Here is a 14,973-nt window from a genome sequence, read left to right as displayed (position 1 = left end):
ATCAATACAACATCGGATCCTTCATTCCACTCTTGCTTAGCATCAAATCATCAAGGCTTTTAAATTTGTAGCCTTGTTCTTTCAAATCCCTGATTACTTTTCCCAGCGCGTCTGCGTTGTCCTTTGATACGGTGTGCAGCAACAGGACTGCGCCCGGATGGATTTGCGTCATGATTTTATCATATGAATACTGCGCACCTTTTTGCTGGTCCGTATTCCAGTCAACAAACGCGAGTGACCAGAATACATGCGTGTATCCGGCTTCCTTCGCCACTGCCATCGTTTTTTCGCTGAAAATCCCGCGCGGCGGCCGCAAATACGTCATGTGCTTTTTACCAGTGATTCTTTCTGTTTCAGCTCTGACCATTTCCAGTTCCTTTTTGATTTTCTCATCACTAATTTTCGTCATGTCAGGGTGGTGCCAGGAATGATTGCCGATGATATGGCCTTCATTTGCCATCCGCGAGACAAGCTCCGGAGCGCTTTCGAGATAATGTCCTGTCACAAAAAAAGCCGCGGGAACTTTTTCTTCTTTTAAAATATCGAGGATTTTCTCGGTATAACCATTTTCGTAACCATTATCGAACGTTAAATAAATATCCTTCGAATTCTTGTCACCTTTATAAACTGCCCCATGGTCCTCGAGGATGACCTCAAACATCCTGCCCGCATCTGCCTGCCTTCCGTTGCGGCCTTTCTTGAAGCCCCAATGCAATGGTGAGTTGGAGTTTTCCTCCGCACCAGTTGTCGCTGGCAAAGTAATCAAGAGCAGCAGCGCCGACGTAAGCAATACTTTAACAATCGTCTTCATGATGTTCCTCCATTGATATTTTTCCTTATTGTTTGTCAGCAGGTGAAAAAAATTCTTATAAATAGCAAAAGGAGACCGCCCTAACAGCGAGTCTCCTTTCGTTTATATTTACTTATATACTCGATCAGCGAATTGAGCCAATTTTTCCAGGGATGATTTTTCAACATCCTCGTGCAGGCTGTTTCCATGCGAGTCCATCGTGACAACGGCTGTAAAGCCTTCTACATTCAAGTGCCACATGGCTTCAGGGATACCGAAATTCATAAGATCAACGCCCTCTACGGATTTGATGCAGTCAGCATAGTACTGAGCTGCGCCGCCAATTGCGTTCAGGTAAACACCGCCATGTTCTTTCAAAGCAGCGAGCGTCTTCGCTCCCATTCCGCCTTTTCCGATGACTGCGCGGATGCCGAACTTCTTCATAATATCTCCCTGGTAAGGTTCTTCACGAATACTTGTTGTCGGTCCTGCTGCCTTCACATGCCAGTTGCCTTCTTCATCCTTGAGCATAACTGGACCGCAATGGTAGATGACCTGGCCATTCAAGTCAACTGGCGAATCATGGTCTGACAGATACTTATGGATTGCGTCTCGGCCGGTATACATCATTCCGTCGATTTTCACGACATCCCCCACCTTAAGCTGGCGGATTTGCTCTTCTGTAATTGGGGCAGTCAAAGTAACAACATTTTGTTCTTCCGGTGCTTCAACTGCTGCGGCGATTTCCTGGGCTGCAGGCTGTGCGAAGTCGATCTTCTCGCCCTCCTGGTACATCCATTCCTGGATTTCTCCACTTTCAGGATTCACAGCTACACCTAGACGGCGATATGCCCAGCAATTGTATGCTACAGATACGTAGAAGCTAGCCGGAATACGGTTCATGACACCAACTTTGCAGCCAAGAAGCGTTGTTTCGCCGCCAAAGCCCATCGTGCCGATTCCAAGCTTGTTGGCATTTTCCATTACATATTCTTCAAGGTCGCGAAGGTCTTCATGCGGATTGATATCGTCAACCGTACGGAACAACTGCTCTTTCGCAAGGTCGTAACCGGAAGAACGGTCGCCGCCAATACCAACACCGATGAAACCGGCACTGCAGCCTTGTCCCTGTGCCTGGTAGACCGAATGCATGATGCATTTACGGATGCCATCCAGGTCACGGCCAGCGCGTCCTAGTCCTTCTAACTCAGCTGGAAGACTGTACTGGATATTCTTATTTTCACAGCCGCCGCCCTTTAAAATCAGGCGAGCGTCGATATAATCTTTTTCCCATTGCTCGAACTTAATGACAGGAGTTCCGCCGCCAAGATTGTCTCCGCTGTTTTCCCCAGTCAATGAGTCAACAGAGTTCGGACGCAATTTCCCATCCTTCGTTGCCTGCGCAATAGCATTGTAAATCGCTTTTTTCATTTCAATCTGGTTGGCACCAACCGGAGTTTTGATTTTGAAGGTTGGCAGGCCCGTATCCTGGCAGATTGGTGATACATTGTCATCAGCCATTTTAATATTATTCTTGATCGTATCAAGGCTCATTGCCGAACGGGTTCCCGCGTTCTCGCGCTCTGCCGCCTCTTTGATCGCCCTTCGTACATCCTTCGGCAGGTTCGTGGATGTTTCAACAATCAGCTGGTACATGCTTTCCTGAAACTTTTCGATATTCATCTGACTACCCCTCTCCCCTTGTCTTTCTAGCTCTTTATATGTGAAAATATTATAACAATTTCTCCGATATCATTATACTCCTATCATCATGCGATTTAAAGATAGAAAGTGGAATCGTTTACAAAATAGAAAAGCGCAATCGCCTTGATCAGCCCCGAAAAGCGCTGCCCGACTAGAACGCCACGTCCTGTGGCTGTCGGGTTTGCACATCCTGTGCCTCAGAGGGCCTGACATTGAAGTCGTTCTTTGACTTCATTGGGCGGACCGAAACGTCCCGAGCTGCTCAAAGCTAGCGCTTCTCGCAAGATACTCCAGGAAGCCAATTCCGGGATGAAAACTGGCTAGGCGCTGGAGCTGGACAAAGAAAAGCGCAAGCGCCTTGGTCAGCCCCGACAAGTATTTTTGAACACACAAAAAAAAGACCTCATCAAAAAGGTCTTTTTTACATATCGCGATTCTTGAATTCGCGGCATTTTGCGTCCATTTCTTCGACGATCTGGATCATGCGGTCAATATCCTCAAGGTCCGCTTCTACCGGATCAATTGCTTCAAGCAACTCAGCAAACATTTCCAAACGCTGTTTCAAGAATACAACCTGCGTATTTTTATCATTTATCGGACTTCCCAAAATTCTCGCTCCTTTCACTACCTTTAACATCCTACCTAAAAATGGGGAATTGTGCAATATTACGGCAAATAGTTACTGAATAGTTTAAAGATAAGGAGTAGCACATCTATTGGATAGTATTCCCCTTTCTCCAAATGTTTGCCCATGCTTTTTTAGGAAAAAACATATATGAGGTGATAATATGCTCTTTAATTCCTGGGATGCGGTGTGGCGTACACTGATTGTCGGTGTGCTTGCTTATTCAGCTCTTGTTTTATTGCTGCGAGTTTCCGGCAAAAGAACGTTATCCAAAATGAATGCTTTCGACTTGATCGTAACAGTCGCGCTCGGTTCAACTTTAGCAACCATCCTCTTGAATAAAAATGTGGCTCTCGTTGAAGGAATCTCCGCCTTCTTCATACTAATTGCCCTTCAGTATCTGGTAGCATGGCTGTCCATCCGTTCAGATGGCTTCAAGAAGCTAATCAAATCAGATCCAAAATTGATTTTTTATCAAGGGGAATATTTAAAAGAAAATATAGTAAAAGAGCGTGTGCTGGAAGTTGAAATTCTCCAGGCAGCACGTTCAAGCGGCATCAGTTCGATGGAACAGGTGGAAGCCGTCGTCCTCGAAACAGACGGCCGCATATCTGTCATAAAAAAATCAGATTCGAAGACCAACACTCTGGATAATGTTGACAAATAAAAGCAGACTGAATTAGATTCAGCCTGCTTCTTTTCCATCTAGCTATTCATCAAGCCCAGTAGCCTTCCCTTCCCGGCTCGAATCTGCCGCTCCATATATGAGGCCTTTTTCACGATCAATCTTGATTGCCTGGACATTGCCAAGCGGGAATGGTCCATCGGCGAACTCGAATCCCATCGATTCCAATTCTCCCTTCGCCTCCATGCTGATTCCCGATTCCCAGCCAATGAGCGGGCCTGTACTATTGAAAATCCTTGGCTCTTCAATAGCTTCTTTAAGATCCATCCCAAAATCAAGAACATTGACGATTGTTTGGAATACCGACCCGATGATCGTCGGACCACCTGGAGAGCCTAACGTCAATACAGGTTTTTCATCCTTGAAAACAATCGTCGGCGTCTTGCAGCTCACTGGACGCTTGCCTGGCTGAATCTCATTCAAACCGCCAGGGACAGCATCGAAATCAGTCATTTCGTTGTTCAATACAAAGCCATGGTCCTTCACCATGATTCCAGAGCCAAATGGATGCTCAACGGTAGATGTGCAGGCGACAATATTTCCCCATTTATCCATGACGGTGAAATGCGTCGTTTCACTTCTTTCCTTTTCAGGCTCGAAAGGCTGTCGGACCACGTTCATTTCTTTTCCATCCATATAGGCCCATGGGTTTCCGAAGTCGACAGCATCATTTCTGCGTTCAAAATTAATCAGTTTCCGGCGGTCAGCAAGATATTCCTCACTGAGCAATCCTTTTAACGGAATTTCTCCAAACTCAGGATCCCCTGCAAAAGCGATTTTATCTGAAAAAGCAATCCTCATTGCTTCGGTAAATAAATAATATTTTTCCCATGATTTCGCGTCATACTTGCTCAGGTCAAAGCCCTCGAGCAGTTTTAAAATTTGCAGCATCGTTGTTCCGCCGGCACTTGGCATATTAGAGGAAGCTATTTTGTAGTCTCGGTACGTCCCCCAGACAGGTTCATCAATTGTGATCTCATAGTCTCTGAGATCAGACATTTCCATAATCCCGCCAAGCTCTTTTAGTGTGGAGATAATCGCTTCACCAATCTCACCTTCATAGAATGCTTCAATTCCATCACGCTGAAGGATACGAAATGTTTTCGCGAGGTGCTCCTTCTGATAGACATCCCCTTCCTTAAGGGATTTGCCTCCTGGCTGAAACAATTCCTTCGCATGCTCGCCTAGTCGGTAATCAAAGGTGTTGAGGATTTCTTCCATCACCCAGTTGACCTCCACGCCGTTTTCAGCTGCCTGTGCAGCCGGTTCGATCAATTCTGCAAGCGGCTTTGTTCCATATTCCTTCCTTGCCGCTTCCATGGCTTTCAGAATTCCCGGGACACCTACTCCTGTGGCATTTGTTGATCTCACTTTAAAAGGGACAACATCTCCCTTTTCATCTAAAAAAAGTTCCGGATGTGCCGCTTTCGGTGCCCTTGTATGGCCATCAAAAATTTTCGTTGTTTTGCTTTCGGCATGATAAACCATGAAAAAGCCGCTGCCGCCGATGCCGGTCATCATTGGTTCTCCGACATTCAAACCAAATTGGATGGCGATGGCCGCATCAATCGCATTGCCGCCTTCACGGAGAATTTTCTCTCCGGCATTTGTGGCGATCGGGTGCGCCGATGCCGCCATCGCAATTTTACCCGTTGCTGTTTCTCTATCATAATCACACCTGTTAGAGCGTGGTTTCATTTCCTTATCCATTGACAATGTCCTCCCTATCTATCTGCCTGTACTATTAAATACCCCTTAAACCAAGCAAGGAAACAAACAAAAATATGGGAGTAAAGACAATAAAAAGCCAGTCCTGGGAATCAGGACTGGCTTATCGTTTGACTTATCGGTTGTTGTCATTCTTCTGGTTTTCCGGTGATACCGTGAAGGTATTGGAAGTGTTCCCTAGGCCTGTAGTATCAGACGGTTTGCTTTCCATGCCAGTTGAATATGCATCAGCAGCGCCGTTTGAACTTGAGTTTGAAGAACCTGATTCAGATGCAGAGTTTACCACTGGGTTGTCCATTGCAGTAGAACCTGCTTCCTTCACTTTTGATCCAACTTCCTTAAGTTCATCCTTCGCGTCCATCACTGTTTGCATAGCTTCGGAAGAATTGGACTTTGCCTCATTCACCTTGCTGAATACATCATCATTCAGGCGCTGGTAAAGGTTTTGCGCATCACTGATTGCTTCCTTTAAAATGCTGGATGCTTCCTTAAAGCTCCCCATCATTTGCTCCTTCACGTCAGAAGGATTGTTCCTAACTTCGCTGAACACATTCATCGAGGTGTCTTTTGCATTGACAGCCTTGTCCTTCACCTTTGAGCGAGTGTTTGAATCAAGCAATGTCAATGCACCACCGATTGCCGCTCCAATGAGAACGCCCTTCATGAGCTTGCCGTTTGATGAGCTTGAGTTATTTGAGCTTACTCCATAACTGTTAGAGTAGCCGCCCATTGAAGTATTGTTTGAATACGAATCACCTGAAGTTGCGCTTCCGTATGTTGTTGTACCAGTTGTTGTATCGTATGAAGCATTCTCCGTTGAAGAAGTGTACATGTTGCTGTTCATATTGTATGAGTTTGAATTGTTACCCATTGAGTTCTGGTTGTTTGAAAGAGTATTTTCAGACATAATATATTTCCTCCTTTAATGTTTGGTGTTTCATTTGGTTATGTCTATCTAATTCCCGGCCTGGACAGGCGTTAAACAGGATATATATACCTTTTGTCAAGAGGAAAAAATTACCGAAAGGCAATAAAAAGCCTTACTCCTTTTAAAAGGAATAAGGCTTTCTTCTTCTATTTATCTTGGTCTTTCGCTGGAAACAAAACCGAAGCTTACATGGTCCTGAATCGGGATCCATGCTCCAATTCCCTGGGAGACAACATTTTTGACGACGATGATTTTCTTGCTCCCTTTTAGCATCAAGTAGACCTCTCCATATGTCACCTTGCCCTTTTCATTTATAGCTGGTGCGTAGGCGTAAAGGTAACCGAGGCGTTTGGGCTGGATATTATAGATATGGTCTTTTTTCGTACCGGCGCCGACTATTGTTTCAAACGCAAGCGGCAATCCTGTTTTCTTTGCTGCTTTTAAAAGCATCATCTTTTGCACATCTTCAGCGTTCTTGATTTTTGCCGTCAAGCCGCCCTTAACAGATTTTTGCTGCTCTTGAACATAATGAATTTGATAAATAGAATTTCCACCGCGATTATCATAGTAGTTCGTATTGATTTTCTGGAATTCCCAGTTTGGGGAAGTTTCACTAGATACATAATTCAACGGCCATTCTCCTAGGTAAACAATCGCACGATAGCCGATTGCAAAAGGTGTGCTGTTAATGGTCGTTTCATTCAGCATACGAATTAAATCCGGGTTCTCAATTTTCACTTTTGATGTTTTGATCAAGTTCTTCGTAAGCTCGCTTGGCTGAAGGAAAGGCAAATCCTCCGTCGGGTTAGGGTAAGTGTTGTCCTTCGTGACATTCATGACAGAATTAGGAATGGTATACTTTGCTTTTTCAGCCTGCTTAGGCTGTGGAGCTTTTTTCGTCTTTGTTTCTTCAGCAAAGCCAGGCGCTAAAATAGACATCATGAAAACCATCGTCATCACAAGGATAGCTGCTGCTTTTTTCATTGGTGTTGTTTTCTCCTTTCACTACAGGAAACTTATAAGTTTGTTTATAGTGTTTTCGGAGTTCATTAACTTTATCCAAAGATTTATGGAGCTTTTCGGAAACTTTGTTGTTTTACAGACATAATGAAAGGCTCTGTTTATGGACAGAGCCTCAAAATCATCGTGCAGACGTGATTAGCTTATTATAGAGTTTTTCACAGTAAGGGTAGAACAATTGAATCAGCGGGCCGATCGCGAAAGTTACTATTAATGTTCCGATACCGATTGGTCCTTTAAAAATGAACGCAGCAGACAAGGCAAATACTTCACCAAGCGTTTTGGCTACCATCAGATTGAGCCCGAACCGTTCCCTTAATGCCATCATGAAATTGTCGATAGGAATCAACGGGAATTTCGGCTGCAGATAAACCGCCAGTCCAAAGCTTAGTGCTACCATTCCCAAAACAAAGACTCCAAATTGCTTTGCATAGCCGGTAACTACCATGTCTTCGAACACACGCAAAAGCCAGAAGTCAATCAGCACACCGGTGATGAGCAGCGTGATAATCGCAGCTACATCGGGACGTCTTTTTACTAGAGCCGCATTGACGAAGATCATGACAATCCCAACGATCACAACCCAGCTGCCAGGCGTCAGCCCCACAGTTTGTGATAAGCCGACATTGAGTGCATCCCATGCACCTGTTCCCAATCCAGCCTTAATGGTCATCGATACTCCAAAAGATAGAATAATCAACCCAATGATGTAAAATAGAGTGCGATAAACAAAAGCCATATTTCATATTCTCCTTCTTATATAACAGTATTATTAAGTATTTTTGGGTGAGCCTGAAGGTTCTGTTAAGACTGATACTATTAGACATTTCACAGGCAAATCCAGCTCGAAATATCCATAAAGCGTCTGAAATCTTGTTCTAACAGCGAAAAAAGAACCCTGTCCTCCCGGAACAGAGTTCATTGTTTCTATTATATTAAAACAGGTAAATTCCAATACTCATTATAGCATATTGAGCTAAAGGTGTAACTCGCCTTTTAGAACATTTATTGAACGATTTCAAACGTTTCTTCAACCTCGATGCTGCCTGCGACCGATTGGACCATTGAACAATTTTTCCTCGTCAACACCATTGCCTTTTCGATTTTCTTTTCATCAAGATTGTTGCCGGCAATGCGAAAATGAACCGTAATCTTGCTTACTCTGTTCGCTTCCTCTTCAACTCGTTCAGCATCAGCCTGGATATGTATATCCTTGATGTCCATTCTCATTTTTTCCAATACCTTGCGAAGAACTCCGCCGCTGCATACCGCAACTGATGACACGAGCAGCTGGTAGGGCCTAAAACCATACTCTTCGTCACCAGCAACATCCAGCCTTCCAAAGCCTACTTCTGTATAAAAACCCACATCCGGTTTCATTTTGAATTCCATCTTATCTCTCCCCTATCGCAACCTCTATTTAAAAGTTAATTATGACTATTACCATGAGATTACACTATTTTTTCCACAAATAAAAATAAAAACCGTTGCGCATAAAATTTTATATCGTTAACATCTAAAGAGTATTAAGTACTTAGGGAGATTTTATTATGAATATAAGTATGAAGCTTCGTTTCTGGATTTTGGTCAGCATAGTCGCCATTTCAGGATTTTCGCAGGGAATGCTGCTTCCATTGATTGCAATTATTTTTGAACAAGATGGTGTGTCGTCATCGATGAATGGCTTTCATGCCACAGGCTTGTATTTAGGAATACTGATTGCCTCTCCATTAATGGAAGCGCCGCTCCGCAGATTTGGTTACAAGCCCATCATTCTCATTGGCGGCTTTACCGTAGCCATCTCACTTGCGCTATTTCCATTATGGAAGTCCTTTTGGTTCTGGTTTTTGCTTAGGCTGGCAATTGGCATTGGCGACCACATGCTTCACTTTGCGACACAGACTTGGATAACTTCCTTTTCACCTAAAGACCGACTTGGAAGGAATATATCGCTCTATGGATTGTTTTTCGGATTGGGGTTCGCTGCTGGCCCGTTGATGACAGGTTTTGTAAAAATAAACACGACCCTGCCTTTCATTATTTCCTCTGCCATCAGTCTTGCCGCCTGGCTGACCGTTTGGCTGCTGAAAAACGAGCGTCCTGAACATGATACGGACAGTACGTCTTTCTTCGGGACCATGAAGAGATTTGGAAAAGTTTTCAAATATGCATGGGTTGCGTTCCTGCCGCCATTTGGCTATGGATTTTTGGAGGCGAGCCTTAACGGCAACTTCCCTGTTTATGCCATGAGATCGGGAATCGGCGTCGATGCGGTCGCACTCTTGCTTCCGGCATTCGCAATCGGCGGGATCCTTTCACAGCTTCCATTAGGGATATTGAGTGATAAGCTCGGCCGGAGGAATGTGTTGATTGTCGTCACGCTAGCCGGCTTCATCAGTTTTACTGCCGCCGGTTTGCTCGAGGATTCGACAATCGGACTGCTTATATGCTTCTTTTTAGCAGGAACGGTTGTTGGATCAACTTTCTCACTTGGAATCAGCTATATGGCAGACCTTCTTCCGAAACAGCTGCTGCCAGCAGGCAATCTAATGTGCGGCATTTTCTTCAGCTTTGGAAGCATCAGCGGTCCATTTATTGGCGGGCTGGCCATACAATGGCTGAAAGGCATCAGTTTCTTTTACGTGATCAGCACGATGCTGCTGTTGATTTTTATTGCCCTTGTCGCTGTTCGGCATGAAGGTTCCTCACAACAGGCAAATACTGTGTAACGCAAAACAGCCTCCCTATTCTGCAGGGAGGCTGTTTCTTTTTCGTGCAGGCCGGTTGACCAGAACGATTCCGACAACCACAAATAGTAATCCGGCTATGACAAAGTAATGTAATGGTTCGTCTAGTAGGAGTGCTGATAAAATCACACCGAATACAGGGACTAAGAACAGGTACAATGACACCTTGCCGACCTGGTTGTATTTCATGACATTGTTCCATAAGATAAAGCCTGCGGCTGAAAGGAATGCCAAATAGAGGAGCATCAAGCCTGACTTAAGGTCGAAATCAAAAGGAGCAAGGCCGACTGAAAAAGCTCCAATTGCAATCAAACCAAGAGATCCCAGAATCATCTGGTAAGCCGTTAAATAAATGACCTCCATTTTGCCGCTGCCCTGCTTGGCGAGTATATTTCCATAAGCGCCAGCCATCATTGCTCCCATCAGCAGGATTTCACCAATGCCAAAACTGATTTCGTAATCCCCATTTGGCCAATTCGCGAAAATGACCCCGGTGAATCCGACCATCAACCCAGCAACCTTCAAACGGCTCATCCTGTCATCTGGATAAAGGAAATGCGCAAGCAGGATCTGGAAGAACGAAGTGGTCCCGGCAATGATTGAACCCTGGATTCCAGTTGAATAGCTAAGTCCGATATAAAACAGGACATATTGCAGGAACGTCTGGAACAGGCCAATTTTCAGAAGTGACTTTGTCGTCTCTGGCCTGAACTTCATATTCCTTTTTAAAAGAAGGAACAAGATCAATATCAGCAGCCCGGCAAGCAGGAAACGGTATCCTGCAAACAGCATTTGCTCACCCATCTCTTCTGGCTTGATATCAAGGCTGATATAGCTCAATTTTATAAATGGGAACGCACTCCCCCATAGGAGGGTCGCCGCGGCAGCCGAAACAGCAATGCCAAGCGGGTGTGTAAAAAAGTCTTTAGTTGTCATCAAACTATCTCCTTAGACAAAAGCAATTATTCTTTTAAAAAGCATATATTGTATGGTAACATAATAGTGAACACAATATGTATCTTTTGACTTGGATTTTCGCTGTCACCAATCTGGTGGCAGCTTTCGTGTTTTTTAAGGGGAATGATTGTGATTATTAGTATCATTTAGAGATTTTAAAGGAGGAGAAAAGGATGGCACAGGGAGCAAATGTATTAGCAAAGCAGAACTCGGTCCCAGAAGTAAGCTTTATAGAAAAAATCAAGCCTCACGCAGAACTGATCGCCGCGAGCATTAGCGGGATCCTGATCGCTGCTGGCTGGATTTTGAGCAAGGGAGATTCAGAAACAGCATCTGTCATCGCTTTTATCCTTGCGTATGTCATTGGCGGTTTTGCAAAAGCGAAGGAAGGCATAGAAGCCACAATCGAAGACAAAGAATTGAACGTTGAAATGCTGATGATTTTTGCTGCGATTGGCTCGGCCATTATTGGATACTGGACAGAAGGCGCAATCCTAATATTCATTTTTGCGATGAGCGGAGCGCTTGAAACGTATACGATGAACAAAAGCCATAAGGAAATTTCCTCCTTGATGGAGCTTCAGCCGGAAGAAGCATTGAGGATTTCAGGTGGCTTGGAAGAAAGAGTGCACGTTTCGGAACTGGAAATTGGCGATTTAATTTTGGTAAAACCTGGTGAAAGGATTCCATCAGACGGAAAAGTTGCCAGGGGGCAGACGACGATTGACCAGGCAGCCATCACCGGGGAATCGATTCCGGTTTCAAAGGATTCCGGCGACGATGTTTTTGCCGGTACGGTCAATCTGACCGGATCGCTTACCGTTGAAATCACAAAACGAAATGATGAAACGCTTTTTCAAAAAATAATCCAGCTAGTCCAGAACGCCCAAAGTGAAAAATCCCCTTCCCAGCTGTTCATCGAACGGTTTGAGGGCACGTACGTGAAGGTCGTTCTGGCTGTCGTTGTGCTGATGATGTTCGTTCCACATTACCTGCTTGGCTGGAGCTGGACGGAGACGTTTTACCGCGCGATGATCCTGCTTGTTGTCGCTTCCCCATGCGCACTCGTTGCCTCGATTATGCCTGCTACTTTGTCGGCAATTTCGAATGGAGCGAAGCACGGAATCTTGTTTAAAGGCGGTGTCCACCTGGAAAACCTGAGCCACCTTAAGGCAATTGCTTTTGATAAAACAGGAACGTTGACAAAAGGTAAGCCTGAAGTAACGGATTTGATCGTGGCTGATGGACTGGATCGTGATGAAGTACTGCTTAAAGCGGCTTCAATAGAAAGCCACTCCAACCACCCACTGGCTAACGCAATCGTCAAACACTCGAAAGTTACGCTTGGTAAAGAGCTTGTTCATCCAGAAAGCATTGAGGATGTATCTGGCTGGGGCGTGAAGGCTCACTTTGAAAATGAGGATTGGAAAATCGGAAAAGCTGACTTTGTCGGAAGGCCTGAAGCAGAAGCATTTTCTGGAGGCGCTGCGTTAGAGCTTGCAGCTGAGGGAAAAACGATTGTTTTTATCGAACGGAATGGGCAGCTGGCAGGTTTAATTGCTTTGAAAGACGTTGTCCGTGAAGAAACAAAACAGGCAATCGACCTGTTGAAATCAGAAGGCATCTACACTGTCATGCTCACAGGCGACAGCCAAAACACCGGAAAAGCAATCGCAGCCGAAAGCCATGTGGAAGGATATATTGCTGAATGTCTGCCCGAAACAAAGGTTAACGAATTGAAGAAATTGAAAGAGCAATACGGCCAGGTTGCCATGGTCGGAGACGGCATCAATGACGCACCAGCGCTCGCAACCGCGAACGTGGGCATCGCAATGGGCGAAGGTTCTGATGTCGCCCTGGAAACAGCAGACGTCGTGCTGATGAAAAACGACCTGCCGAAGATCGCCGAAGCCATCAACTTGTCCCGCCGGATGAACCGGATCGTCAAGCAAAACGTCGTCTTCTCCATCCTGGTAATCATGGTGCTGATCGCCTCCAACTTCCTGCAGCTGCTTGACCTGCCATACGGCGTCATCGGCCACGAAGGAAGCACGATACTGGTTATCTTGAATAGCTTGAGGCTGTTGAAATAAAACGAAGCTCCTGCTGGTTAATCCAGTGGGAGTTTTTTCGTTACTTGAAGATTACTGAAATGAAGTATGGCTGTTAACATCTCACATGGCATTTATGACGGACACTTTTCCTCTGCTCCCATCGATTTCTGTCCATCATAGCTTTGATGACGGACATTTCCCCTCTGTTTCCTCCGATTTCTGTCCGTCATGGCCCTGATGACGGACACTTTTTCTTCAGTTCCGGTGATTTCTGTCCGTCATGGCCTTGATGACGGACACTTTTTCTTCAGTTCCGGTGATTTCTGTCCGTCATGGCCTTGATGACGGACACTTTTTCTCTGTTTCCTCCGATTTCTGTCCGTCATGGCCTTGATGACGGACACTTTTTCATTAGTTCCCGTGATTTCTGTCCGTCATGAACTTGATGACGGACACTTCTTCTCTGTTTCCTCCGATTTCTGTCTGTCATGGCCTTGATGATGGACACTTTTTCATCAGTTCCCATGATTTTTGTCCGTCATGGCCCTGATGGACTTTTTTCATCAGTTCCCGTGATTTCTGTCCGTTATAACTTCTATTTGGATATTCCATACTTTCTCCGAGGTCACTGTATTGTCTGCAAAAAATGACAAAGCGCCCTCCGAATGGGGGCGCCTGATGTTAGTGATATCCGTTTGATCCGTTTGCTGAACCAGATGTTTTTTGGCTGTGGTTGCTTTTGCCTTTTTGCTTGGTGCTACCGTCCTTCTTTGTCTTCTTTGTCATCCTGAATTCCCCCTTAATCAAAATGAGGAGCAAGCCCCTTTTATATCTTCTTCTAAAACAGCAGACGTTATCTGAGGTAATTTCAGGATAAAGAATGTCATCAACACCCTGCTTTCTTTTCGCTATAATAGGCATTGATTTCTCCGCCAATGATAATGATATACGCGGATAAGTAGAGCCAAATCATCAAAACGATGATTGCGCCAATGCTGCCATATGTGGCGGTGTAGGAAGCGAAGTTGCTGACATAGTAGGAGAATCCGAGTGATACGAGCACCCATCCTCCGGTTGCGAAAATTGATCCCGGTATGCCGCTGACGCAGGTCAGCTTCTTGTTGGGAGCAATCCAGTACAACCCAAGAAAAACAATGAATAAAATCAAAATACTGATCACCCAGCGAAGCATATTCCAGACGTAAAGGAATTCTTCTTTCAGTCCGAAATTCGCGAACAGCCAGCTTCCAATTTCCTTTCCAAACACGGGAAGGATCAAAGCGACCAGAAACACAAAGATCATCGCAAATGTCAAAAATATTGCCATAAACCTGCTTACGATGAAAGACCTTGTTTCTTCTACCCGATATGCACGGTTAAATGCCCTTACAATCGCGTTGATCCCGTTTGAGGCTGACCAAATTGTCGCCAATAATCCAAAGCTCAGCAATTTGCCGTCTTTTTTCATGATATCCTCAAGGCTGTTTTTGATTAAATCCATCGAATTACCAGGTGCATAGTCATCAAAAAAGCCGAGGATATCCACTTCTGAAATTGGCAGATATGGAACAAGCGTTACCAGGAAAATCAAAAGCGGAAACAAGGAAAGCAAAAAGAAATATGCAAGCTGCGCGGCAAGTGCCGGAACATCGTCCTCTTGAATCCTTTGCCACATATGCCTGAAAAATGATATATCAACCATCCATTCACCTCATTTATGCTTCCTTGCTCCTGC

Annotated in this window: 13 protein-coding genes; 3 read left to right on the top strand and 10 right to left on the bottom strand. The window is 44.9% G+C overall.

The genetic code is table 11. The features are described from left to right. Position 1: 1 nt before the first annotated feature. From pdaA to AC0VX7_RS04750, 3 genes are all read right to left on the bottom strand, one after another. On the bottom strand, positions 2-811 hold the full coding sequence (gene pdaA / locus AC0VX7_RS04760) for a delta-lactam-biosynthetic de-N-acetylase (protein WP_475426906.1): 810 nt from the start codon (positions 809-811) through the stop codon (positions 2-4). A gap of 108 nt (positions 812-919) precedes the next feature. Then, on the bottom strand, positions 920-2,473 hold the full coding sequence (locus tag AC0VX7_RS04755; RefSeq protein ID WP_475426905.1) for a fumarate hydratase: 1,554 nt from the start codon (positions 2,471-2,473) through the stop codon (positions 920-922). A gap of 442 nt (positions 2,474-2,915) precedes the next feature. Then, positions 2,916-3,101 carry an SE1561 family protein gene (locus tag AC0VX7_RS04750; protein WP_475426904.1) on the bottom strand — a complete coding sequence of 62 codons (186 nt, stop codon included), beginning with the start codon at positions 3,099-3,101 and terminating at the stop codon, positions 2,916-2,918. A 181-nt stretch (positions 3,102-3,282) separates the two neighbouring features. Between AC0VX7_RS04750 and AC0VX7_RS04745 the strand changes: the two genes are divergently transcribed. Further along, a complete protein-coding gene (locus AC0VX7_RS04745; protein ID WP_475426903.1) occupies positions 3,283-3,786 on the top strand; it encodes a DUF421 domain-containing protein in 504 nt (167 codons plus the stop codon). 42 nt (positions 3,787-3,828) lie between these two features. Here the strand turns inward: AC0VX7_RS04745 and ggt are convergent, their stop codons facing one another. From ggt to AC0VX7_RS04720, 5 genes are all read right to left on the bottom strand, one after another. After that, the gene (ggt, locus tag AC0VX7_RS04740; protein ID WP_475426902.1) at positions 3,829-5,514 is read right to left on the bottom strand and encodes a gamma-glutamyltransferase; all 1,686 of its coding nucleotides are present in this window, start codon (positions 5,512-5,514) and stop codon (positions 3,829-3,831) included. Between the two features lie 133 nt (positions 5,515-5,647). Then, positions 5,648-6,439, bottom strand: a complete 792-nt coding sequence (locus AC0VX7_RS04735) for a YtxH domain-containing protein (RefSeq protein WP_475426901.1) — start codon at positions 6,437-6,439, stop codon at positions 5,648-5,650. Between the two features lie 171 nt (positions 6,440-6,610). After that, positions 6,611-7,444, bottom strand: coding sequence for a YfkD family protein (locus tag AC0VX7_RS04730; RefSeq protein ID WP_475426900.1), 834 nt, complete (start codon positions 7,442-7,444; stop codon positions 6,611-6,613). A 157-nt stretch (positions 7,445-7,601) separates the two neighbouring features. Further along, positions 7,602-8,219, bottom strand: a complete 618-nt coding sequence (locus tag AC0VX7_RS04725) for a YczE/YyaS/YitT family protein (protein WP_475426899.1) — start codon at positions 8,217-8,219, stop codon at positions 7,602-7,604. Between the two features lie 266 nt (positions 8,220-8,485). Then, entirely contained in the window at positions 8,486-8,872 is a 387-nt protein-coding gene (locus AC0VX7_RS04720; RefSeq protein WP_475426898.1) for an OsmC family protein, read from the bottom strand. 158 nt (positions 8,873-9,030) lie between these two features. On the opposite strand from AC0VX7_RS04720, the gene AC0VX7_RS04715 reads away from it, so the two are divergent. Beyond that, positions 9,031-10,209, top strand: coding sequence for an MFS transporter (locus tag AC0VX7_RS04715; RefSeq protein ID WP_475426897.1), 1,179 nt, complete (start codon positions 9,031-9,033; stop codon positions 10,207-10,209). Positions 10,210-10,224: 15 nt separating this feature from the next. On the opposite strand, the gene AC0VX7_RS04710 is transcribed toward AC0VX7_RS04715, so the two are convergent. Next, positions 10,225-11,163, bottom strand: coding sequence for a DMT family transporter (locus AC0VX7_RS04710; RefSeq protein ID WP_475426896.1), 939 nt, complete (start codon positions 11,161-11,163; stop codon positions 10,225-10,227). A 194-nt stretch (positions 11,164-11,357) separates the two neighbouring features. Between AC0VX7_RS04710 and AC0VX7_RS04705 the strand changes: the two genes are divergently transcribed. Then, positions 11,358-13,277, top strand: coding sequence for a heavy metal translocating P-type ATPase (locus AC0VX7_RS04705; protein WP_475426895.1), 1,920 nt, complete (start codon positions 11,358-11,360; stop codon positions 13,275-13,277). An 847-nt stretch (positions 13,278-14,124) separates the two neighbouring features. Here AC0VX7_RS04705 and AC0VX7_RS04700 read toward each other — a convergent pair. Further along, complete coding sequence (locus AC0VX7_RS04700; protein ID WP_215036002.1) at positions 14,125-14,940, bottom strand: YihY/virulence factor BrkB family protein; 816 nt, start codon at positions 14,938-14,940, stop codon at positions 14,125-14,127. Positions 14,941-14,973: the final 33 nt, after the last annotated feature.

It is taken from the genome of Mesobacillus sp. QJM3NY_10, assembly GCF_056173465.1.
This window is presented reverse-complemented; position numbering and strand designations above follow the sequence as displayed.

Excerpts from the sequence above, each read along its gene's own strand:
- pdaA (WP_475426906.1), bottom strand. The coding sequence starts at position 811 with ATGAAGACGATTGTTAAAGTATTGCTTACGTCGGCGCTGCTGCTCTTG.
- AC0VX7_RS04730 (WP_475426900.1), bottom strand. The coding sequence starts at position 7,444 with ATGAAAAAAGCAGCAGCTATCCTTGTGATGACGATGGTTTTCATGATG.
- AC0VX7_RS04755 (WP_475426905.1), bottom strand. The coding sequence starts at position 2,473 with ATGAATATCGAAAAGTTTCAGGAAAGCATGTACCAGCTGATTGTTGAA.
- AC0VX7_RS04745 (WP_475426903.1), top strand. The coding sequence starts at position 3,283 with ATGCTCTTTAATTCCTGGGATGCGGTGTGGCGTACACTGATTGTCGGT.
- ggt (WP_475426902.1), bottom strand. The coding sequence starts at position 5,514 with ATGGATAAGGAAATGAAACCACGCTCTAACAGGTGTGATTATGATAGA.
- AC0VX7_RS04710 (WP_475426896.1), bottom strand. The coding sequence starts at position 11,163 with ATGACAACTAAAGACTTTTTTACACACCCGCTTGGCATTGCTGTTTCG.
- AC0VX7_RS04700 (WP_215036002.1), bottom strand. The coding sequence starts at position 14,940 with ATGGTTGATATATCATTTTTCAGGCATATGTGGCAAAGGATTCAAGAG.
- AC0VX7_RS04720 (WP_475426898.1), bottom strand. The coding sequence starts at position 8,872 with ATGGAATTCAAAATGAAACCGGATGTGGGTTTTTATACAGAAGTAGGC.
- AC0VX7_RS04725 (WP_475426899.1), bottom strand. The coding sequence starts at position 8,219 with ATGGCTTTTGTTTATCGCACTCTATTTTACATCATTGGGTTGATTATT.
- AC0VX7_RS04735 (WP_475426901.1), bottom strand. The coding sequence starts at position 6,439 with ATGTCTGAAAATACTCTTTCAAACAACCAGAACTCAATGGGTAACAAT.
- AC0VX7_RS04715 (WP_475426897.1), top strand. The coding sequence starts at position 9,031 with ATGAATATAAGTATGAAGCTTCGTTTCTGGATTTTGGTCAGCATAGTC.
- AC0VX7_RS04705 (WP_475426895.1), top strand. The coding sequence starts at position 11,358 with ATGGCACAGGGAGCAAATGTATTAGCAAAGCAGAACTCGGTCCCAGAA.